Genomic DNA, 21,230 nt, shown 5'->3' with positions numbered 1-21,230 from the left:
AGATCACCTGGTTTCGGGTCTACGACCACGTACTCATGCGCCCTATTCAGACTCGCTTTCGCTGCGGCTCCGCATCTTCTGCTTAACCTTGCACGGGATCGTAACTCGCCGGTTCATTCTACAAAAGGCACGCCATCACCCGTTAACGGGCTCTGACTACTTGTAGGCACACGGTTTCAGGATCTCTTTCACTCCCCTTCCGGGGTGCTTTTCACCTTTCCCTCACGGTACTGGTTCACTATCGGTCACTAGGGAGTATTTAGCCTTGGGAGATGGTCCTCCCGGATTCCGACGGAATTTCACGTGTTCCGCCGTACTCAGGATCCACTCAGGAGAGAACGAAGTTTTGACTACAGGGCTGTTACCTCCTATGGCGGGCCTTTCCAGACCTCTTCATCTACCTCGTTCTTTTGTAACTCCGTACAGAGTGTCCTACAACCCCAAGAGGCAAGCCTCTTGGTTTGGGCTAATCCCGTTTCGCTCGCCGCTACTCAGGGAATCGCATTTGCTTTCTCTTCCTCCGGGTACTTAGATGTTTCAGTTCCCCGGGTCTGCCTTCTCATATCCTATGAATTCAGATATGGATACCACTCCATTACGAGTGGTGGGTTTCCCCATTCGGAAATCTCCGGATCAAAGCTTGCTTACAGCTCCCCGAAGCATATCGGTGTTCGTCCCGTCCTTCATCGGCTCCTAGTGCCAAGGCATCCACCGTGCGCCCTTTCTAACTTAACCGTTAAAAAGAATCACTATGTGATATCTTGTGTTACTAATTGAATGTGATGTCTACTGTTATCTAGTTTTCAAAGAACACGTTGGTGGAGCCTAGCGGGATCGAACCGCTGACCTCCTGCGTGCAAAGCAGGCGCTCTCCCAGCTGAGCTAAGGCCCCGTTATATAAGATGGTGGGCCTGAGTGGACTCGAACCACCGACCTCACGCTTATCAGGCGTGCGCTCTAACCAGCTGAGCTACAGGCCCATCTTAACTTATTCAAGGAACAAAGTTCCTTCAAAACTAAACAAGACAGGGAACGTTCTGTTTATAAGACCCAAGGTCTTATATTCCGTATAATATCCTTAGAAAGGAGGTGATCCAGCCGCACCTTCCGATACGGCTACCTTGTTACGACTTCACCCCAATCATCTGTCCCACCTTCGGCGGCTGGCTCCTAAAAGGTTACCTCACCGACTTCGGGTGTTACAAACTCTCGTGGTGTGACGGGCGGTGTGTACAAGGCCCGGGAACGTATTCACCGCGGCATGCTGATCCGCGATTACTAGCGATTCCAGCTTCACGCAGTCGAGTTGCAGACTGCGATCCGAACTGAGAACAGATTTGTGGGATTGGCTTAACCTCGCGGTTTCGCTGCCCTTTGTTCTGTCCATTGTAGCACGTGTGTAGCCCAGGTCATAAGGGGCATGATGATTTGACGTCATCCCCACCTTCCTCCGGTTTGTCACCGGCAGTCACCTTAGAGTGCCCAACTGAATGCTGGCAACTAAGATCAAGGGTTGCGCTCGTTGCGGGACTTAACCCAACATCTCACGACACGAGCTGACGACAACCATGCACCACCTGTCACTCTGCCCCCGAAGGGGACGTCCTATCTCTAGGATTGTCAGAGGATGTCAAGACCTGGTAAGGTTCTTCGCGTTGCTTCGAATTAAACCACATGCTCCACCGCTTGTGCGGGCCCCCGTCAATTCCTTTGAGTTTCAGTCTTGCGACCGTACTCCCCAGGCGGAGTGCTTAATGCGTTAGCTGCAGCACTAAGGGGCGGAAACCCCCTAACACTTAGCACTCATCGTTTACGGCGTGGACTACCAGGGTATCTAATCCTGTTCGCTCCCCACGCTTTCGCTCCTCAGCGTCAGTTACAGACCAGAGAGTCGCCTTCGCCACTGGTGTTCCTCCACATCTCTACGCATTTCACCGCTACACGTGGAATTCCACTCTCCTCTTCTGCACTCAAGTTCCCCAGTTTCCAATGACCCTCCCCGGTTGAGCCGGGGGCTTTCACATCAGACTTAAGAAACCGCCTGCGAGCCCTTTACGCCCAATAATTCCGGACAACGCTTGCCACCTACGTATTACCGCGGCTGCTGGCACGTAGTTAGCCGTGGCTTTCTGGTTAGGTACCGTCAAGGTACCGCCCTATTCGAACGGTACTTGTTCTTCCCTAACAACAGAGCTTTACGATCCGAAAACCTTCATCACTCACGCGGCGTTGCTCCGTCAGACTTTCGTCCATTGCGGAAGATTCCCTACTGCTGCCTCCCGTAGGAGTCTGGGCCGTGTCTCAGTCCCAGTGTGGCCGATCACCCTCTCAGGTCGGCTACGCATCGTTGCCTTGGTGAGCCGTTACCTCACCAACTAGCTAATGCGCCGCGGGTCCATCTGTAAGTGGTAGCCGAAGCCACCTTTTATGTTTGAACCATGCGGTTCAAACAACCATCCGGTATTAGCCCCGGTTTCCCGGAGTTATCCCAGTCTTACAGGCAGGTTACCCACGTGTTACTCACCCGTCCGCCGCTAACATCAGGGAGCAAGCTCCCATCTGTCCGCTCGACTTGCATGTATTAGGCACGCCGCCAGCGTTCGTCCTGAGCCAGGATCAAACTCTCCGATAAAGTAGTTTGACTGACTACGCACATCGCTGTGCGATTTATAAAAAATGAATTAACAGGTACGTTTTGTCTTGTTTAGTTTTCAAAGAACTTTGTTTACCGCTCGTTTAAGCGACTTTATTATCATAACATTTACCGTCGCTACTGTCAACAACTTTTTAACATTTCCTTTTTAAAAAAGCTGTTCGTCATCAGCGACGTATATTAGAATAACACCTTCAGTTGTCTAAGTCAATACATAATATCAATTAAATGATAAATTGCTTAATAACGACTAACGCAGCTATCCCGGGTATCCCTAAAATTCCACTGATAGCTGTTGTAACCAGATTAATCGGCACATGAATGCCAAGACTGCCGCCAAACATATTTACACAAACCAGCAGCAAAGCACCTGCCACAAATTTAACAGCTGTGATGCCAATCCACTTTAAAGGCTTCGCAGCTGAACCTGATAAAAAAAGAAGAATAACCAGTCCTAAAATAATCCCAATAATAAAAATAGGCTCCATGAATCTTCTCATCTCCTTCGCTTGTTCTAGTACAAGCTTATGAGAAGATCCAGGAGTTTAGACCACTTACTTCCACCGGCTGATTTTTAAATTTCGCTGCTTCGCTTCCCTTAAGTAAAAAAAATACTTCGCTTCAGCTACTTTCAGTTCGTATAACACTTCAGCAGACGGTTCTAAGCTTTTTTCAACCAGCTTTTTTTGCCTGTTCCACTCTTCCTTTTGCTTAAAAAGCTGCTCGGTTAGTTTTTCATCAAACTCTCTTCTTAATGTTTTCTTGCGAAGAAAACCCATGGATCGCTTTTTCCTCCTTACAATTCACGTCTTCCTTCAAGTGCTTTAGAAAGAGTGACCTCATCAGCATATTCCAAATCACCGCCGACGGGCAGTCCGTGGGCAATACGGGAGAGCTTAATACCAGACGGCTTGAGGAGCCTTGATATATACATCGCTGTTGCTTCCCCTTCTATATTAGGGTTTGTCGCGAGGATCACTTCTGTCACTTGATCATCCTGTAATCGTTTTAACAATTCTGGTATTTTAATATCCTCCGGTCCGATGCCGTCCATTGGAGAAATAGCGCCGTGAAGAACGTGATACTGTCCGTTGTATTCCTTCATTTTCTCCATAGCGATAACATCCTTAGGGTCTTGCACAACACAGATAACAGACTTATCCCTGCGCGTATCTTCACATATATAGCAAGGGTCCTGATCTGTAATATGCCCGCAAACTGAACAATATGTCAGGTTGCGTTTCGCATTTACTAATGCTTTCGCAAAATCTAATACTACATCTTCTTTCATACCTAGAACAAAAAAAGCCAGACGAACCGCTGTTTTCGGTCCGATCCCTGGCAATTTCATAAAGCTGTCAATCAGCTTTGATATTGGTTCAGGATATTGCATGTTCTTTTATCCCCCTAGAATAAACCTGGCATGTTCATTCCCTTTGTAAATTGACCCATTGTTTCGTTTGTGATTTCGTCAACTTTTTTCAAAGCTTCATTCGTTGCAGCAAGCACTAAATCTTGAAGCATATCAATATCTTCAGGATCAACGACTTCTTCTTTGATGATAACATCCAGGATTTCTTTTTGGCCGTTTGCTTTTACTGTTACCATACCGCCGCCTGCAGTTCCTTCAACAACCTTTTCTGCAAGCTCTTCTTGAGCCTTCGCCATGTCCTTTTGCATTTTTTGCATTTGTTTCATCATTTTTTGCATATTACCCATTCCGCCACGCATAGCATTCACTCTCTTTCATTTTGTTAGTCTTTTATTTCAATTAAATCCGCTCCAACAAGCTTTTTCGCTTCGGCAATAAGCGGGTCTTCTTCAGCCGGTTCATTTGATCCTTCATTTTCCTGCTGATGATCTTCTAAAAATTCTTCTCTTATTTTACCCCATTGTGCTTCTGGAACGCCAATCAAATCCATTCTTTTTCCGAGCATCGATTCTAAAATCTGCTCTAGATTAGTCCGGACTCCGTTGTTATCCTCAGCGACCATTTTACAATGAATTTCATATTTGAATTTCAGAACAAATGCCGCCGATCCGGCAGCCACAGGTTCACTGTCATTCAGCAAAGCGGCATGTGATACTTTGTTTTGCTGTTTGAGATGAGCAAGAAGCTTGCCCCAACTGTTTCTGAGCAGATCAAGATCCGGTCTTGTGGCTTCCTTCAAAATCTCATGAATTCTGCCTACTGGCGCTTTGTAATTGGATTTCCCGCCCTTTGGCACACGCGGCGCTTCTTTTTTCGGGCTTTCCGCAGCTGCTTTTATGCCCGTTGTTTTGAGCCGCTCTACTTCCTGTTCGAGCTGCTGGATTTTTTTCATCAGCATATCCACTTCCGGGAGATCAGCAGCAGATTGATGTGAGGTTTGGCAAATCTTCACAACGGCCACTTCGAAAAAGATACGCGGATGATTTGTCCATTTCATTTCCTGATGGCTCTTGTTCAGAATATCAATCATTTCATATAGGGCCTGAGCCGGAATTTGTTCACTTAGTTCCCGGAACGTTTCATCGACTTTTACTTTCTCAAGCACTCCCTCTAAGCCAGGGGCTGTTTTGTACAGCAGCATGTCCCTGAAATAGAAAATCATATCTTCTATCAGCTTAGCTGGATCTTTTCCTTGCTGAAGCAATTCATTTAATGTTTCCAGTGCGTCAGAAACGTTTTTATCATGCAGGGATTTTGCAAGCTTCCCGATATATAATTGAGAAACAGCACCCGTAATTAAAAGCGCATCTTCGACTTTCAGGATATCGCCGCTGAATGATATGGCCTGATCAAGGAGGCTCAGGGCATCCCTCATCCCTCCGTCTGCAGCACTCGCGATGATATCCAGCGATCCTTCCTCCACTTGCAGCTGTTCAGCATCAACAATTTTATTCATGCGCCCTACAATCGCTTGGGAGGTAATTCGTTTAAAGTCAAAACGCTGACATCTAGAGATAATGGTTAAAGGAATTTTGTGCGGTTCAGTTGTTGCTAATATGAAGATACAATGCTCAGGCGGCTCTTCTAATGTTTTTAGTAATGCATTAAAAGCGCCGATAGAAAGCATATGCACCTCATCTATGATATATACCTTATATGTGACGGCCGATGGGGCAAACTTCACTTTATCGCGAATGTCACGAATCTCATCAACACCGTTATTAGAAGCGGCGTCAATTTCTATGACATCGGATATTGACCCGTTTGTTATCCCTTTACAGGCCGCACATTCGTTGCATGGCTCATCAACAGGAGCATGTTCACAGTTGACAGCCTTGGCAAATATTTTGGCTGCACTGGTTTTTCCGGTTCCTCTTGGCCCGGAAAACAGATAGGCGTGAGAAAACTTTTTTTGCAAAAGGGCATTTTGCAGCGTTTTTGTAATGTGTTCTTGTCCGACCACATCTTCAAAGCGCTGAGGCCTGAATACTCGATATAAAGCTTGGTAACTCACGGGTTTGCCCTCCTCCGTTATTCATCATTCCCATTATACATGAACCTTGTTTCGATTCCAAAAGCTCTTTTTACATAACAAAAAACTCACCTAATGTTAGGTGAGTCTGAAAATTTGATGATTGATTTACCGTGCACCTTCTGTCGATTCGCTACCCTAAGCGTTACTTAAGCAGTTAGCTCGGCCCAGGCAACCCTGCGGCACATGAGAGGTTTCACTTAATGCTGCTTCCTTCCGGACCTGACATGGTTCATGAATTCCCATTGCGCAGGACCCAAACGTCAACACCACTTACTTAAGGCAGGCCTTAAAGTAAACGAACCTCGAGAAGGGATTCGGCCCTGCTAGAGCGGATTGCAGGTACAGGGCACCGCTACCTCCCCGCTTAGCACGGCAAAATAAATATCAAATTTTATGTTGCATCTATTACGATGCACACTTAAGTATATCTGTTTCCCCTAAAAATTGCAACCGTACTATTCAGACAAGTTTTTCCTGGCGGCTTTCTTCTTTTTTCTTAGTTCTCTGAAAAACGCACTGAGCATTCCGCCGCATTCTTCCTCAAGTACACCGCTCACCACTTCAGCCTGATGATTAAAGCGTTCCTCCTGAAGAAGGTTCATTAGCGTGCCTGAACAGCCGCCTTTCGGATCAAATGCGCCAAAAACCACTTTTTCCACTCGAGAAAGTACGACGGCACCAGCACACATTGGACATGGCTCAAGCGTCACATAAAGAGTCGCACCTTCCAGCCGCCATGTTCCGAGTGCCTTACATGCTTCATCAATTACAAGCATTTCTGCATGGGCAATAGATCGTTGCTCAGTCTCTCTTAAATTATGTGCACGCGCTATAATTTCATCATTAACGACAAGCACCGCACCTATTGGCACTTCACCTTTCTCTTCAGCCTTTTTCGCTTCTTTAATTGCTTCTTTCATATAAAGTTCATCTTGTGTCATAAGGATAAGCTCTCTTTTCAAAGTTTTTTCATCGCCTAAAAAGGCTACATATTAACTATAACTGAAACGGAAAGGAGACTGTCGATTGTCCAAAGCAGATACAGCCCTTCTCATTGTAGACATGATCAATAATTTTGAATTCGATATGGGAGAAACCCTCGCTAAAAAAACAGAAAAAATCGTTCCTCATATTTTATCATTAAAGGAGCACGCGAGACAAAATGAATGGCCGATTATTTACATCAATGATCATTATGGACTTTGGCAAGCTGATATTAAAAACATTCAGCAAGAATGCACAAATGAAAGAAGCAAGGATATCATCACAAAGATAGCTCCGGAAGATGCTGATTATTTTTTAATCAAACCGAAACATTCCGCTTTCTACGAAACTGCACTTCACACCCTTCTTACTGAGTTGCAGGTGAGACATATTATCTTAACAGGTATAGCCGGCAATATATGTGTGCTGTTTACCGCTAATGACGCTTATATGAGGGAATACAGCATCACGATTCCTAAGGACTGTATCGCGTCAAACAGTGACGAAGATAACGAATTCGCCTTAACCATGATGGAGAATGTTCTTTTCGCAGAAATTACGACGGAAGAACAAATTACAGAAAAATAAACATGATCAGCGCTTTTCTTTCATACATTGATAGCGATATGAAAGGAGGCGTTTTTCATTCAAATTTATGTGGTAAAACAAGGCGACACTCTTTCTGCTATCGCTTCACAATACAGAACAACTGTAAGTGAAATCACAGAAACGAATGAAATACCGAATCCCGACAGCCTTGTTGTCGGACAAACCATTGTCATTCCAATAGCTGGCCAGTTCTATGATGTTCAACAAGGTGATACCCTGACATCCATCGCACGGCGGTTCAATACAACGGCAGCCGAACTTGCCAGGGTTAACCGAATCCAGTTAAATACCGTATTGCAGATTGGTTTTCGCTTATACATCCCTCCCGTTCCTAAACGAGACATCGAATCAAATGCTTATTTGGAACCCCGCGGAAATCAAGTCAGCGAAAATCTCCAGCAGGCGGCCAGAGAAGCGTCGCCCTACTTAACGTACCTTGGCGCATTCAGTTTCCAGGCACAGCGTGACGGAACATTAGTCGCACCGCCTTTAACAAATTTAAGAAGCATTACAGAGAATCAAAACACGGCATTGATGATGATTATAACGAACCTAGAAAACCAGGCATTCAGCGATGAACTCGGCCGGATCCTTTTGAACGACGATACTGTAAAAAGAAGACTTTTAAATGAAATAGTCGAGAATGCAAAAAGATATGGTTTCTATGATATTCATTTTGACTTTGAATATTTGCGGCCCCAGGATAGAGAAGCCTATAACCAATTTCTCCGCGAAGCAAGGGATCTTTTCCATCGAGAAGGCTTAGAAATTTCTACGGCGCTTGCCCCAAAAACAAGCGCAACACAGCAGGGCAGATGGTACGAAGCCCATGATTACAGAGCCCATGGCCAAATCGTCGACTTTGTTGTTCTCATGACATATGAATGGGGCTATAGCGGCGGGCCGGCTCAAGCTGTTTCTCCAATCGGGCCTGTTCGGGATGTCATAGAATATGCTTTGACTGAAATGCCTGCGAATAAAATTGTCATGGGCCAGAATTTATATGGGTATGACTGGACACTGCCATACACAGCTGGCGGAACTCCGGCAAGAGCAATAAGCCCTCAACAAGCCATTGTCATTGCCGATCAAAACAATGCAGAAATTCAGTATGACCAAACCGCTCAGGCCCCTTTCTTCCGCTATACTGATGCAGAAAACAGAAGACACGAGGTATGGTTCGAGGATGCCCGCTCGATTCAAGCAAAATTTAATCTGATTAAAGAGCTGAATTTAAGAGGCATCAGCTATTGGAAGCTGGGTCTTTCCTTTCCGCAAAACTGGCTGCTGCTGTCTGATCAATTTAATGTTGTTAAAAAGACGTTTCGATAATTTGGAAACGTCTTTTTTTCATGGGGGCACCCAAGGGTTGTGATACAATATGAAGGTCGGTAACTGACGCACGTTTTTCAGATATAAGGAGGATTCCGATGAATACAGCCCCTTTTATTGCAATAGAAGGTCCTATCGGGGCAGGAAAAACAACTCTCGCAACGATGCTCTCACAAGAATTCGGATTCCCTATGATCAATGAGATTGTAGAGGATAACCCGTACCTTGATAAGTTTTATGACAATATAGAGGAATGGAGCTTCCAGCTCGAGATGTTTTTTCTTTGTCACAGATACAAACAGCTTGAAGACACCAGTGATCACTTTTTAAAAAAGGGACAGCCTGTAATAGCTGATTATCATATTTATAAAAATGTGATTTTTGCGGAACGCACCTTGTCTCCACATCAGCTGGAAAAATACAAAAAGATATATCACCTGCTAACGGATGATCTGCTAAAGCCGAATTTCATCATTTACATAAAGGCCAGTCTGCCTACATTGCTACACCGCATTGAAAAACGCGGGCGCCCCTTTGAGAAAAAAATTGAAACTAGCTATTTGGAGCAGCTGATTTCAGATTATGAAGTCGCCATCAAGCAGCTGCAGGAAGCAGACCCTGAACTTACAGTGTTAACCGTAGATGGTGATTCAAAGGATTTCGTTTTGAATAAGAGCGACTTTGAACGCATTGCCGCCCATGTAAAGGAGCTTATCGTATGAAGGAACATCATATCCCTAAGAATTCAATTATTACAGTAGCAGGAACAGTAGGTGTCGGAAAATCGACTTTAACGAAAACTTTAGCTAAACGGCTTGGATTTAAAACATCTTTGGAGGAAGTCGATCATAATCCATACTTGGAAAAGTTCTATCATGATTTTGAACGTTGGAGCTTTCACCTTCAAATTTACTTCTTAGCTGAACGCTTCAAAGAACAAAAAACAATTTTTGAAGCCGGCGGAGGTTTTGTACAGGATCGTTCGATTTATGAAGATACAGGAATTTTCGCAAAAATGCATGCTGATAAAGGGACAATGTCAAAGGTTGATTATAAGACTTACACAAGCCTTTTCGAAGCAATGGTGATGACACCGTATTTCCCACACCCAGATGTGTTGATCTATTTAGAAGGAGATCTGGAGAACATTTTAAACCGGATTGAACAACGCGGCCGTGAGATGGAGCTTCAGACAAGCAGGTCTTATTGGGAAGAAATGCATACACGCTACGAGAACTGGATAAGCGGTTTTAATGCCTGCCCTGTTTTAAAACTTCGCATTGAAGATTATGATCTTCTGAACGACGAAAACTCGATTGAAAATATTGTAGATCAAATTGCTTCAGTTATTCATGATAATCAAAAAAAGTGAATCTCAGTCGAGATTCACTTTTTCTTTAAAATAAAAAATCCGCCGCACCGAATGCAACGGACAAAACAATCTCCAATATATGCTTGTGTTTCATTAGAATTAAAATCAATATGGCGGAGGAAGAGGGATTCGAACCCCCGCGGGCTTTGACACCCCTGTCGGTTTTCAAGACCGATCCCTTCAGCCGGACTTGGGTATTCCTCCGTATCGACAAGACTTACTATATCACGTATGTTCTCGTGTGGTCAAGCATTTTTAAAAACTTTTTTTGTTTTTATGAAAATGGCGTGTTTACATAAGCAAAAAGGCGCACCCTGTCAGGCACGCCTTTCCATAATTTACGGTTTCATTACTTCTCTATTCCCCATATAAGGACGAAGCACTTTCGGAATCACAACGCTTCCGTCTTCCTGCTGATAATTTTCTAAGATAGCGGCAACTGTTCTTCCAACCGCCAGTCCTGAACCGTTCAGTGTGTGTACATGCTCAGGCTTGCCTTTCGCTTCACGTCTGAAACGAATATTCGCACGTCTCGCCTGGAACGCTTCGAAGTTGCTGCAAGAAGAGATTTCTCGATATGTGTCTTGGCTCGGAATCCAAACTTCGATATCGTATTTTTTCGCAGCCGTAAAGCCTAAGTCACCCGTACACATGCTCATGACACGGTATGGAAGCTCAAGCAGCTGAAGAACCCGTTCTGCTTGGTTTGTAAGCTTCTCTAATTCTTCATAAGAATCTTCAGGCTTCACAAACTTTACAAGCTCAACTTTATTAAATTGGTGCTGACGAATTAATCCGCGTGTGTCACGTCCTGCTGAACCAGCTTCAGAACGGAAGCAAGCACTGAATGCCGCATAGTTGATCGGCAGGCTGTCACCTGAAAGGATTTCATCGCGATGCATGTTTGTAATCGGCACTTCCGCCGTTGGAATTAAGAAATAATCTTCTTCTCTGATTTTAAATGCATCCTCTTCAAATTTAGGAAGCTGCCCCGTTCCCGTCATGCTTGCGCGGTTTACCATATATGGCGGGATCACTTCAGTGTAGTTATACTCATCCACATGCAGATCAAGCATAAAGTTATAAAGCGCACGCTCCAGACGAGCACCTAAGCCTTTATAGAACACGAAACGGCTTCCTGTTACTTTGGCAGCACGTTCAAAATCCAGAATACCCAGCTCATCCGCAATATCCCAGTGCGGCTTCGGCTCATAAGCAAATGAAGGCTTTTCACCCCATTTACGCACTTCTACGTTGTCGTCTTCTGTTTCACCGACAGGTACAGACTCATGCGGAATATTCGGGATTGAGAGCAGGATTGTATCAAGCTCAGCTTCCACTGTTCGCAATTCTTCATCAAGCTTTTTAATTTCCTCGCCGACTTCACGCATTTCTTTAATAATGTGATCCGCGTCTTTTTTCTCACGCTTCAGCACAGCAACCTGCTGAGAAACTTCATTTCGTTTTCCTTTTAACTCTTCAACCTTGCCGATAAGCTCTCTTCGTCTATCATCCAGCGCCTCAAACTTATCAAAATCAGTTAAGTCTTCGCCTTTGTGTACAAGCTTTGCTTTAATTTCTTGAAAATTTGCTCTCAGCATTTTCGTATCAAGCATGCGAAACACTCCTTTTTTTATTGATTTGTCGAAAATAAAAAGAGCCCTCATCCCCATAAAGGGACGAGAGCTCTCGCGTTGCCACCCTGATTGAAAACAAATCAAAGACTCGTTTTCCACTTTCAAACATAACGGTTATCCCGTAAATGCCTACTTGTTTCAGCATTTCGCTCAAGGATGGATTCAGACAGCATCTTTCACCGATTCGCACCAACCATCGGCTCTCTTAGAAAGAGAGGCTCCCTACTAGTTCCTATCAACGCTTTTCGATCTTTATTTGTGCTTATAATGTACTATAAGTTTCCACAGCTTTCAACTGTTTTATACAAGTGCCTTTTGCTTGTATTCCTTAACCATTTCAACAAACAGCTGTGTTACTCGGTGATCTTCTGTCAGCTCCGGATGGAATGAGCAGCCAAGGAATTGCCCCTGTTTCGCGGCTACAATACGACCATTATGCTCCGATAAAACTTCAACATTTTCACCAGCTTCTAAAATATGCGGAGCACGGATGAATACCCCTGTAAAAGGCTCGTCCAAGCCTTTAATTGTTAAATCAGCTTCAAAGCTGTCAACCTGCCGGCCAAATGAATTACGTTCCACAACCACATTCAGAAGACCTAAATGAGGATTATCTGAACCGGCAATTTCTTTTGCTAATATAATTAATCCGGCACATGTTCCAAACATCGGTTTGCCCTGAGCAGCGAATTCACGAAGCGGCTCCATGAAATTATACGTATCGATCAAACGGCGCATCGTTGTGCTCTCACCGCCCGGCAAAATCAACCCGTCAACTTCGTTCAGCTGCTCCGGACGTTTTACGACAAGACCAGCCGCGCCGCATGCTTCAATCGCATGGATGTGCTCTCTAACTGCTCCTTGAAGTCCTAGTACACCTATTGTTAACATGTCAGCAGCGCTCCTATGTTCTTACCAGCCGCGTTCTTGCATACGCTGTTCTGGAAGTAAGTTTGAGATTTCAATCCCTTTCATTGCAGTACCAAGCTCTTTTGACAGCTCAGCGATCAATTTGTAATCAGTGAAGTGAGTTGTTGCTTCCACAATTGCTTTCGCAAATTTAGCAGGGTTGTCTGATTTGAAAATACCAGAACCAACAAATACTCCGTCAGCACCGAGCTGCATCATGAGAGCAGCATCAGCTGGAGTTGCTACGCCACCAGCGGCAAAGTTAACGACAGGAAGCTTGCCGTCTTTTTTAATTTGAAGAAGAAGCTCGTAAGGAGCACCTAGATTTTTCGCTTCTGTCATTAGTTCATCCTCACTCATCGCAACTACTTTGCGCACTTGAGCGTTAACTTTACGCATATGGCGAACAGCCTCAACAATATTACCTGTCCCAGGCTCACCTTTTGTGCGAAGCATAGAAGCACCTTCCGCAATACGGCGTGTTGCTTCACCAAGATCACGGCAGCCACAGACAAAAGGAACTGTGTATTCATTTTTATTTAAATGAAATTCTTCGTCAGCCGGCGTCAGAACTTCACTTTCATCAATATAGTCAACACCCATAGCTTCAAGCACACGCGCTTCAACAATATGTCCGATACGCGCTTTTGCCATTACCGGGATAGATACTGCATTCATTACTTCTTCCACGATTGTAGGGTCAGCCATACGGGCAACTCCTCCAGCCGCGCGAATATCTGCTGGCACACGTTCTAGCGCCATTACAGCGACAGCTCCAGCTTCTTCAGCGATTTTCGCTTGTTCCGCATTGATGACGTCCATGATGACGCCGCCTTTTTGCATTTCTGCCATTCCGCGTTTTACACGTTCAGTACCTGTTTGAGCCATTTCTTGGTCCCCCTAATCAAGGTATAGTTATATGATTTCTAATCCTTATTGTATCCTAGAAATCCAATAATTCATATGGATATATACTATTTTATTCGGTTTTTAGCGCTTTGAAAATCATTTTTTATTAAAAATTGGGTTTTTTCAGTATATTACGCGAAAGAGCCCTAACATCCATCAGAGCTCTTTCAATTGATTAAAACCAGCAGGTTACCGTATCAACAATGCTTCCCCAAATTCCGGCAAAAAATCCGCCGATACTGCGCATTGTCAAAACAAACCAGTTTGCTTTTTCTACATTTTCTTTTGTAACAAGGTCTACGCCAGCCAGATCGCTGTTAAGGAATCCGTAATCCTTTTCATCACCTGTGTATTCCGCAGTCAGCTTCCCAACCTTGGTTCCTTTTTTCACAGGAGCAGTTAAGTTGTCTTTATTCAGTGTGACCTTCGCTTTGTAATTCTTTTCTTCACCATTTTTGACAGGAAGAGAGAACGCCTTGTTTGTCACAATGCCTACTTCTTTCTCTTTACCCTTATCAACTGAAATTGTTTTATGGCCTTTTACTTGATCGCCTTCAGCATAAATTTCTTTCATGGAGAAATTGTCGAAAGCATAATCAAACATTTTCTTCGTTTCATCGAAACGGCCTGTATGAAGGTTGCCCTTTGCGTTTAAAACAACAGTGATGACACGCATACCGTTGCGTTCAGCTGTTCCTGTAAAGCATGAACCCGCAGAGTCAGTAGAACCTGTTTTCAGTCCGTCTACAGTCGCTTTTTTATACTCGCTGACAAGCCCCTTCAGCATAAAATTCCAGTTCGGCATGTCCATTTCATCATCGGTGCCTTCTCGGAATTTCGTTTTGGCGATACTGGAAGTCTCCAGTATCTCAGGGTAGTCAGTAATCAAGTGATCCGCAAGAATCGCCATATCCTTTGCAGAAACTTCACTTTCTTCATTTACGCTTGTCCCCTCAGGCTGATGCCCGTGAAGATCTTTGTTTTCAAGACCTGTTGCGTTAACAAATTTGTAATCTGTTAACCCTAGTTCTTTTGCTTTTGCATTCATTTTTTCAACAAACTTAGTTTCAGAACCTGCAACGATTTCTGCAATCGCAATAGCAGCAGCATTTGCAGAATAAATTGCTGTAGCTTGATATAATTCTTTTACTGTGTATTTCCCGTCTTTCCGAAGAGGAACGTTTGATAAGCTGTTATCTTGGGAAATTTCATACACATAGTCATCAGGCGTATAGGTTTGGTCCCATTTCACTTTACCTTGATCAATTGCCTCTAATAACAGATACTCTGTCATCATTTTTGTCATACTCGCAATTGGCAGTCTCTTATCTGCATTTTTACTGTAAAGAATTTTACCTGAAGAAGCTTCGATCATAATAGCAGCAGATGCATTGATATCAATTGGATCGCTGGCTGCTTTTGCTTTTGACATTGGAGCCAGACACGTGACAGCTAGAGTTAACACAACCAATGACATCAGTAGCTGTTTACATTTCTTGATGTTCAATCGTACGACCTCCGTATTTCATTTTCTTCATCTATAATTAAGCCGTTAAGGACATTTTCAATGCACAACAGTATAAATTTTATCATAATCAGTATAAAAAAAATAGACAGAGTCAGAGACCCTGTCAAATGTTTTTAATTTGTAACAATTTATTATGAAATTGTATAGTTAGGTGATTCTTTTGTAATCTGTACGTCATGCGGATGGCTTTCGCGAAGTCCTGCGCCTGTCATGCGAATGAACTGAGCTTCTTCTCTTAGCGCACGTAGATCTTTGGACCCGCAATACCCCATACCAGAACGAAGGCCTCCGACTAGCTGATAAACGGTTTCTTCAACTGGTCCTTTGTAAGGTGTGCGTCCTTCAATTCCTTCAGGAACAAATTTTTTGTTTTCTTCTTGGAAGTAACGGTCTTTACTTCCTTTTTCCATTGCAGCAACTGATCCCATGCCGCGGTATACCTTAAATCTTCTGCCTTGGTAAATTTCAGTTTCACCAGGGCTTTCTGATGTGCCTGCAAGCAAGCTTCCGAGCATAACAGCATGTCCGCCGGCTGCCAATGCTTTAGTGATATCGCCAGAGAATTTAATCCCACCGTCGGCTATGATTGTTTTGCCGTGTTTTCTTGCTTCAGTCGCACAATCATAAATTGCTGTAATTTGCGGAACACCGACGCCGGCTACAACACGTGTAGTACAAATTGAACCAGGTCCTATTCCAACTTTGACAACGTCTGCTCCAGCTTCGATAAGCGCTCTTGTCGCTTCAGCTGTTGCCACGTTTCCAGCAATAATGTTTAATTCGGGATACGTTTCACGGATTTTTGTGACTGTGTTTAAAACGCCTTGAGAGTGTCCGTGAGCTGTATCGATAACAATCACATCAACATTGGCTTCAACAAGCTTTTTGACGCGAGTCATTGTATCGCCAGTTACACCAACTGCCGCGCCAACGATCAGGCGGCCGTGAATGTCTTTAGATGAGTTCGGGAACTCAATGACTTTTTCAATGTCTTTAATTGTGATAAGACCTTTTAATTTATTCTGGTCATCTACGAGAGGAAGCTTTTCAATTTTATGTTTCTGCAAAATCTTTTCAGCTTCATCCAGAGTAGTTCCTACAGATGCAGTAACTAGCTCTTCTTTCGTCATGACGTCGCTGATTTTCATTGAGTAGTCAGAAATAAAACGAAGGTCACGGTTTGTAATAATTCCAACAAGCTTCTGGTCTTCTTCGTTATTTACAATCGGAACACCGGAAATTCTGTATTTCCCCATCAAATGCTCCGCATCAAATACTTGGTGATCAGGAGTTAAAAAGAAGGGATTTGTGATAACGCCGCGCTCAGAACGCTTTACTTTATCAACTTGTTCAGCCTGCTGTTCAATGGACATATTTTTGTGAATGATGCCCAAGCCGCCCTGTCTTGCCATTGCAATTGCCATTGCTGATTCTGTTACAGTGTCCATACCTGCGCTGATGACAGGAATATTTAGCTTTAACGTTTTTGTAAGTTCTACAGATAAATCCACATCACGCGGAAGTACCTCAGACTTTGCTGGTACAAGCAGCACATCGTCGAACGTTAAGCCTTCTTTTGAAAATTTACTTTCCCACATTAGTAAATCCCCCTCTTTTCGGCAAAATATTATATGTAGATTATCAACTAGCCAAGAGCATGTCAAGGAAGCGGGAAAGAGTTGAAATATTTAGATAACGGAAAGGATCAAGAAATATACATGACATATCATGAGTGGAAAGACTTAGCGCTATTTTACTCCGTTGAATCAACCCAGAAATTTCTAGAAAAGATTTATACCTTAAACGGTATTGACGATGCGAAAAAAAACTCTTTTAAAAACAGTGAACGGTTTATTTATTTCTTAAAGCATGCCGAATCGTTTTATAAACAAGCCGCATATTCTCCCTTAGAAATCAAACCGATTCTTTTATTTTATGGAATGGCACAGCTTATCAAAGCATGCTTAATTACACGTGATCCTCATTATCCAAGCCATACATCAGTACTGGCACATGGCGTAACAACAAGAAAACGAAAGAAACAAAATTATTGTTTTAGCGATGATGAAGTGAAAATACAACGAAATGGCCTATGCATACATTTTATGAAACATTTATTCGGACAATCGGATATAGTAGATGAACGGTATACCATGAAAAAATTATTAATGGCCATTCCAGAACTTAGCGATATTTTCTACTTTCATCAGAAAGAACGATTTATGACAAAAGTTGAGAAGGATAAGAACGAAATTTTTGTACCGGAGGAAGTAGTAATCAATTACAAAATGTCTGATTCAAGGTTTGCTGAATACATGTCCCATCATTATCAATGGTCTTTTACAAAAAAAAATGAACACGGGCTGCTGTTCGAAATTTCACCACAAGACAAGGAGCCATGGACATCGACCAGCTTATTGTTTGACATGGAAAAGAACCAATATTATATCCCTTCTCAAAGGGAGCAATTTCTGAGGCTTCCCGAAATGACAATTCATTATTTGATTTTGTACAACGTTGGGATGATTGCAAGGTATGAAACAGAATGGTGGTATGAGTTATTAACACAGCATATAAGTGATGACTACGTGTTAATTCAGCAGTTTTTATTAGTAACAGAAAAGAAATTCCCTAAATACGCTTCACAGTTTCTTCTTCATTTTTAACAAACAAAAAACCCAGCTCAATGAGCTGGGTTTAAGCTTGCTTGGCGGCGTCCTACTCTCACAGGGGGAAACCCCCGACTACCATCGGCGCTGAAGAGCTTAACTTCCGTGTTCGGTATGGGAACGGGTGTGACCTCTTCGCTATCGCCACCAAACAAATTGAGAGTGTTCTCTCAAAACTAGATAACAGGTGTGACATCATTCAAAAATATGGTTAAGTCCTCGATCGATTAGTATCTGTCAGCTCCATGTGTCGCCACACTTCCACCTCAGACCTATCAACCTGATCATCTTTCAGGGATCTTACTTCCTTGCGGAATGGGAAATCTCATCTTGAGGGGGGCTTCATGCTTAGATGCTTTCAGCACTTATCCCGTCCGCACATAGCTACCCAGCGATGCCCTTGGCAGAACAACTGGTACACCAGCGGTGCGTCCATCCCGGTCCTCTCGTACTAAGGACAGCTCCTCTCAAATTTCCTGCGCCCGCGACGGATAGGGACCGAACTGTCTCACGACGTTCTGAACCCAGCTCGCGTACCGCTTTAATGGGCGAACAGCCCAACCCTTGGGACCGACTACAGCCCCAGGATGCGATGAGCCGACATCGAGGTGCCAAACCTCCCCGTCGATGTGGACTCTTGGGGGAGATAAGCCTGTTATCCCCGGGGTAGCTTTTATCCGTTGAGCGATGGCCCTTCCATGCGGAACCACCGGATCACTAAGCCCGACTTTCGTCCCTGCTCGACTTGTAGGTCTCGCAGTCAAGCTCCCTTGTGCCTTTACACTCTGCGAATGATTTCCAACCATTCTGAGGGAACCTTTGGGCGCCTCCGTTACCTTTTAGGAGGCGACCGCCCCAGTCAAACTGCCCACCTGACACTGTCTCCCCGCCCGATAAGGGCGGCGGGTTAGAAGGTCAATACAGCCAGGGTAGTATCCCACCGATGCCTCCACCGAAGCTGGCGCTCCGGTTTCCAAGGCTCCTACCTATCCTGTACAAGCTGTACCAACATTCAATATCAGGCTGCAGTAAAGCTCCACGGGGTCTTTCCGTCCTGTCGCGGGTAACCTGCATCTTCACAGGTACTATAATTTCACCGAGTCTCTCGTTGAGACAGTGCCCAGATCGTTGCGCCTTTCGTGCGGGTCGGAACTTACCCGACAAGGAATTTCGCTACCTTAGGACCGTTATAGTTACGGCCGCCGTTTACTGGGGCTTCAATTCGCACCTTCGCTTACGCTAAGCGCTCCTCTTAACCTTCCAGCACCGGGCAGGCGTCAGCCCCTATACTTCGCCTTACGGCTTCGCAGAGACCTGTGTTTTTGCTAAACAGTCGCCTGGGCCTATTCACTGCGGCTCTCTCGGGCTTGCACCCTAACAGAGCACCCCTTCTCCCGAAGTTACGGGGTCATTTTGCCGAGTTCCTTAACGAGAGTTCTCTCGATCACCTTAGGATTCTCTCCTCGCCTACCTGTGTCGGTTTGCGGTACGGGCACCTCTCACCTCGCTAGAGGCTTTTCTTGGCAGTGTGGAATCAGGAACTTCGCTACTATATTTCGCTCGCCATCACAGCTCAGCCTTATGGGAAACGGATTTGCCTATTTCCCAGCCTAACTGCTTGGACGCGGATATCCAATACCGCGCTTACCCTATCCTCCTGCGTCCCCCCATTGCTCAAATGGTGAGGAGGTGGTACAGGAATATCAACCTGTTGTCCATCGCCTACGCCTTTCGGCCTCGGCTTAGGTCCCGACTAACCCTGAGCGGACGAGCCTTCCTCAGGAAACCTTAGGCATTCGGTGGAGGGGATTCTCACCCCTCTTTCGCTACTCATACCGGCATTCTCACTTCTAAGCGCTCCACCAGTCCTTCCGGTCTGGCTTCACAGCCCTTAGAACGCTCTCCTACCACTGTTCGAAGAACAGTCCGCAGCTTCGGTGATACGTTTAGCCCCGGTACATTTTCGGCGCAGAGTCACTCGACCAGTGAGCTATTACGCACTCTTTAAATGGTGGCTGCTTCTAAGCCAACATCCTGGTTGTCTAAGCAACTCCACATCCTTTTCCACTTAACGTATACTTTGGGACCTTAGCTGGCGGTCTGGGCTGTTTCCCTTTCGACTACGGATCTTATCACTCGCAGTCTGACTCCCAAGGATAAGTCATTGGCATTCGGAGTTTGACTGAATTCGGTAACCCGGTAGGGGCCCCTAGTCCAATCAGTGCTCTACCTCCAAGACTCTTACCTTGAGGCTAGCCCTAAAGCTATTTCGGAGAGAACCAGCTATCTCCAGGTTCGATTGGCATTTCACCCCTACCCACACCTCATCCCCGCACTTTTCAACGTGCGTGGGTTCGGGCCTCCATTCAGTGTTACCTGAACTTCACCCTGGACATGGGTAGATCACCTGGTTTCGGGTCTACGACCACGTACTCATGCGCCCTATTCAGACTCGCTTTCGCTGCGGCTCCGCATCTTCTGCTTAACCTTGCACGGGATCGTAACTCGCCGGTTCATTCTACAAAAGGCACGCCATCACCCGTTAACGGGCTCTGACTACTTGTAGGCACACGGTTTCAGGATCTCTTTCACTCCCCTTCCGGGGTGCTTTTCACCTTTCCCTCACGGTACTGGTTCACTATCGGTCACTAGGGAGTATTTAGCCTTGGGAGATGGTCCTCCCGGATTCCGACGGAATTTCACGTGTTCCGCCGTACTCAGGATCCACTCAGGAGAGAACGAAGTTTTGACTACAGGGCTGTTACCTCCTATGGCGGGCCTTTCCAGACCTCTTCATCTACCTCGTTCTTTTGTAACTCCGTACAGAGTGTCCTACAACCCCAAGAGGCAAGCCTCTTGGTTTGGGCTAATCCCGTTTCGCTCGCCGCTACTCAGGGAATCGCATTTGCTTTCTCTTCCTCCGGGTACTTAGATGTTTCAGTTCCCCGGGTCTGCCTTCTCATATCCTATGAATTCAGATATGGATACCACTCCATTACGAGTGGTGGGTTTCCCCATTCGGAAATCTCCGGATCAAAGCTTGCTTACAGCTCCCCGAAGCATATCGGTGTTCGTCCCGTCCTTCATCGGCTCCTAGTGCCAAGGCATCCACCGTGCGCCCTTTCTAACTTAACCGTTAAAAAGAATCACTATGTGATATC

At 44.8% G+C, this 21,230-nt stretch carries 16 protein-coding genes, 3 tRNA genes, 4 rRNA genes, 1 other RNA gene and 1 other annotated feature (1 of these 25 only partly in view); of the genes, 5 read left to right on the top strand and 19 right to left on the bottom strand.

Features of this window, described 5'->3' with window-relative positions; translation table 11 throughout:
* The 11 genes from NYE22_RS00170 to tadA all read right to left on the bottom strand — a co-directional run.
* Positions 1-735 (bottom strand): 23S ribosomal RNA (locus NYE22_RS00170) (it extends 2,193 nt beyond the left edge of the window).
* A gap of 81 nt (positions 736-816) precedes the next feature.
* Positions 817-892: transfer RNA gene (locus NYE22_RS00165), tRNA-Ala, on the bottom strand.
* 11 nt (positions 893-903) lie between these two features.
* Positions 904-980, bottom strand: a tRNA-Ile gene (locus tag NYE22_RS00160).
* A gap of 102 nt (positions 981-1,082) precedes the next feature.
* Positions 1,083-2,632, bottom strand: a 16S ribosomal RNA gene (locus NYE22_RS00155).
* Together the 16S and 23S rRNA genes with 2 tRNA genes alongside form the textbook arrangement of a ribosomal RNA operon.
* Before the next feature lie 245 nt (positions 2,633-2,877).
* Positions 2,878-3,141: a sigma-K factor-processing regulator BofA gene (bofA, locus tag NYE22_RS00150; protein WP_003225421.1), complete on the bottom strand. Its 264-nt coding sequence runs from the start codon at positions 3,139-3,141 to the stop codon at positions 2,878-2,880.
* 66 nt (positions 3,142-3,207) lie between these two features.
* Positions 3,208-3,432, bottom strand: a complete 225-nt coding sequence (locus tag NYE22_RS00145) for a YaaL family protein (protein ID WP_003242387.1) — start codon at positions 3,430-3,432, stop codon at positions 3,208-3,210.
* A gap of 17 nt (positions 3,433-3,449) precedes the next feature.
* Complete coding sequence (gene recR / locus NYE22_RS00140) at positions 3,450-4,046, bottom strand: recombination protein RecR (protein WP_003225425.1); 597 nt, start codon at positions 4,044-4,046, stop codon at positions 3,450-3,452.
* A gap of 14 nt (positions 4,047-4,060) precedes the next feature.
* Complete coding sequence (locus NYE22_RS00135) at positions 4,061-4,384, bottom strand: YbaB/EbfC family nucleoid-associated protein (RefSeq protein WP_003225427.1); 324 nt, start codon at positions 4,382-4,384, stop codon at positions 4,061-4,063.
* A 23-nt stretch (positions 4,385-4,407) separates the two neighbouring features.
* The gene (gene dnaX / locus NYE22_RS00130) at positions 4,408-6,099 is read right to left on the bottom strand and encodes a DNA polymerase III subunit gamma/tau (protein WP_069322309.1); all 1,692 of its coding nucleotides are present in this window, start codon (positions 6,097-6,099) and stop codon (positions 4,408-4,410) included.
* 129 nt (positions 6,100-6,228) lie between these two features.
* Positions 6,229-6,493, bottom strand: an RNA gene (ffs, locus tag NYE22_RS00125) — signal recognition particle sRNA large type.
* Positions 6,494-6,575: 82 nt separating this feature from the next.
* Positions 6,576-7,061 carry a tRNA adenosine(34) deaminase TadA gene (gene tadA / locus NYE22_RS00120; RefSeq protein ID WP_003226784.1) on the bottom strand — a complete coding sequence of 162 codons (486 nt, stop codon included), beginning with the start codon at positions 7,059-7,061 and terminating at the stop codon, positions 6,576-6,578.
* A gap of 85 nt (positions 7,062-7,146) precedes the next feature.
* On the opposite strand from tadA, the gene NYE22_RS00115 reads away from it, so the two are divergent.
* From NYE22_RS00115 to dck, 4 genes are all read left to right on the top strand, one after another.
* Positions 7,147-7,692: an isochorismatase family cysteine hydrolase gene (locus tag NYE22_RS00115; RefSeq protein ID WP_003226786.1), complete on the top strand. Its 546-nt coding sequence runs from the start codon at positions 7,147-7,149 to the stop codon at positions 7,690-7,692.
* Between the two features lie 69 nt (positions 7,693-7,761).
* Positions 7,762-9,045, top strand: coding sequence for a glycoside hydrolase family 18 protein (locus NYE22_RS00110; protein WP_342412222.1), 1,284 nt, complete (start codon positions 7,762-7,764; stop codon positions 9,043-9,045).
* Positions 9,046-9,143: 98 nt separating this feature from the next.
* On the top strand, positions 9,144-9,767 hold the full coding sequence (gene dgk / locus NYE22_RS00105) for a deoxyguanosine kinase (RefSeq protein ID WP_283933981.1): 624 nt from the start codon (positions 9,144-9,146) through the stop codon (positions 9,765-9,767).
* Positions 9,764-10,417, top strand: a complete 654-nt coding sequence (gene dck / locus NYE22_RS00100) for a deoxyadenosine/deoxycytidine kinase (RefSeq protein ID WP_003226792.1) — start codon at positions 9,764-9,766, stop codon at positions 10,415-10,417. Before dgk ends, dck begins: the two co-directional genes overlap by 4 nt.
* A 111-nt stretch (positions 10,418-10,528) precedes the next feature.
* On the opposite strand, the gene NYE22_RS00095 is transcribed toward dck, so the two are convergent.
* From NYE22_RS00095 to guaB, 6 genes are all read right to left on the bottom strand, one after another.
* Positions 10,529-10,621, bottom strand: a tRNA-Ser gene (locus NYE22_RS00095).
* A 134-nt stretch (positions 10,622-10,755) separates the two neighbouring features.
* The gene (serS, locus tag NYE22_RS00090) at positions 10,756-12,033 is read right to left on the bottom strand and encodes a serine--tRNA ligase (protein WP_003247131.1); all 1,278 of its coding nucleotides are present in this window, start codon (positions 12,031-12,033) and stop codon (positions 10,756-10,758) included.
* A 56-nt stretch (positions 12,034-12,089) separates the two neighbouring features.
* Positions 12,090-12,302 (bottom strand) — a binding site (T-box leader).
* Positions 12,303-12,354: 52 nt separating this feature from the next.
* Positions 12,355-12,945: a pyridoxal 5'-phosphate synthase glutaminase subunit PdxT gene (gene pdxT, locus NYE22_RS00085; protein ID WP_283933980.1), complete on the bottom strand. Its 591-nt coding sequence runs from the start codon at positions 12,943-12,945 to the stop codon at positions 12,355-12,357.
* 21 nt (positions 12,946-12,966) lie between these two features.
* The gene (pdxS, locus tag NYE22_RS00080; RefSeq protein ID WP_003247145.1) at positions 12,967-13,851 is read right to left on the bottom strand and encodes a pyridoxal 5'-phosphate synthase lyase subunit PdxS; all 885 of its coding nucleotides are present in this window, start codon (positions 13,849-13,851) and stop codon (positions 12,967-12,969) included.
* 196 nt (positions 13,852-14,047) lie between these two features.
* The gene (dacA, locus tag NYE22_RS00075; RefSeq protein ID WP_342412221.1) at positions 14,048-15,379 is read right to left on the bottom strand and encodes a D-alanyl-D-alanine carboxypeptidase; all 1,332 of its coding nucleotides are present in this window, start codon (positions 15,377-15,379) and stop codon (positions 14,048-14,050) included.
* 152 nt (positions 15,380-15,531) lie between these two features.
* Positions 15,532-16,998, bottom strand: coding sequence for an IMP dehydrogenase (guaB, locus tag NYE22_RS00070; RefSeq protein WP_003226803.1), 1,467 nt, complete (start codon positions 16,996-16,998; stop codon positions 15,532-15,534).
* Positions 16,999-17,118: 120 nt separating this feature from the next.
* On the opposite strand from guaB, the gene NYE22_RS00065 reads away from it, so the two are divergent.
* A complete protein-coding gene (locus tag NYE22_RS00065; RefSeq protein ID WP_072174182.1) occupies positions 17,119-18,066 on the top strand; it encodes a YaaC family protein in 948 nt (315 codons plus the stop codon).
* A gap of 39 nt (positions 18,067-18,105) precedes the next feature.
* Here the strand turns inward: NYE22_RS00065 and rrf are convergent.
* Positions 18,106-18,221: ribosomal RNA gene (gene rrf, locus NYE22_RS00060) — 5S ribosomal RNA — on the bottom strand.
* 55 nt (positions 18,222-18,276) lie between these two features.
* Positions 18,277-21,204 (bottom strand): 23S ribosomal RNA (locus NYE22_RS00055).
* Positions 21,205-21,230 lie beyond the last annotated feature (26 nt).

The organism is Bacillus sp. FSL K6-1560 (assembly GCF_038592935.1).
Lineage (GTDB): Bacteria > Bacillota > Bacilli > Bacillales > Bacillaceae > Bacillus > Bacillus subtilis.
The sequence above is the reverse complement of the archived record's forward strand: the minus strand, read 5'-3'. Positions and strand labels throughout refer to the sequence as shown.

Excerpts from the sequence above, each read along its gene's own strand:
- tadA (WP_003226784.1), bottom strand. The coding sequence starts at position 7,061 with ATGACACAAGATGAACTTTATATGAAAGAAGCAATTAAAGAAGCGAAA.
- NYE22_RS00135 (WP_003225427.1), bottom strand. The coding sequence starts at position 4,384 with ATGCGTGGCGGAATGGGTAATATGCAAAAAATGATGAAACAAATGCAA.
- guaB (WP_003226803.1), bottom strand. The coding sequence starts at position 16,998 with ATGTGGGAAAGTAAATTTTCAAAAGAAGGCTTAACGTTCGACGATGTG.
- pdxS (WP_003247145.1), bottom strand. The coding sequence starts at position 13,851 with ATGGCTCAAACAGGTACTGAACGTGTAAAACGCGGAATGGCAGAAATG.
- serS (WP_003247131.1), bottom strand. The coding sequence starts at position 12,033 with ATGCTTGATACGAAAATGCTGAGAGCAAATTTTCAAGAAATTAAAGCA.
- NYE22_RS00065 (WP_072174182.1), top strand. The coding sequence starts at position 17,119 with ATGACATATCATGAGTGGAAAGACTTAGCGCTATTTTACTCCGTTGAA.
- bofA (WP_003225421.1), bottom strand. The coding sequence starts at position 3,141 with ATGGAGCCTATTTTTATTATTGGGATTATTTTAGGACTGGTTATTCTT.
- recR (WP_003225425.1), bottom strand. The coding sequence starts at position 4,046 with ATGCAATATCCTGAACCAATATCAAAGCTGATTGACAGCTTTATGAAA.
- pdxT (WP_283933980.1), bottom strand. The coding sequence starts at position 12,945 with ATGTTAACAATAGGTGTACTAGGACTTCAAGGAGCAGTTAGAGAGCAC.
- dgk (WP_283933981.1), top strand. The coding sequence starts at position 9,144 with ATGAATACAGCCCCTTTTATTGCAATAGAAGGTCCTATCGGGGCAGGA.
- NYE22_RS00145 (WP_003242387.1), bottom strand. The coding sequence starts at position 3,432 with ATGGGTTTTCTTCGCAAGAAAACATTAAGAAGAGAGTTTGATGAAAAA.
- dck (WP_003226792.1), top strand. The coding sequence starts at position 9,764 with ATGAAGGAACATCATATCCCTAAGAATTCAATTATTACAGTAGCAGGA.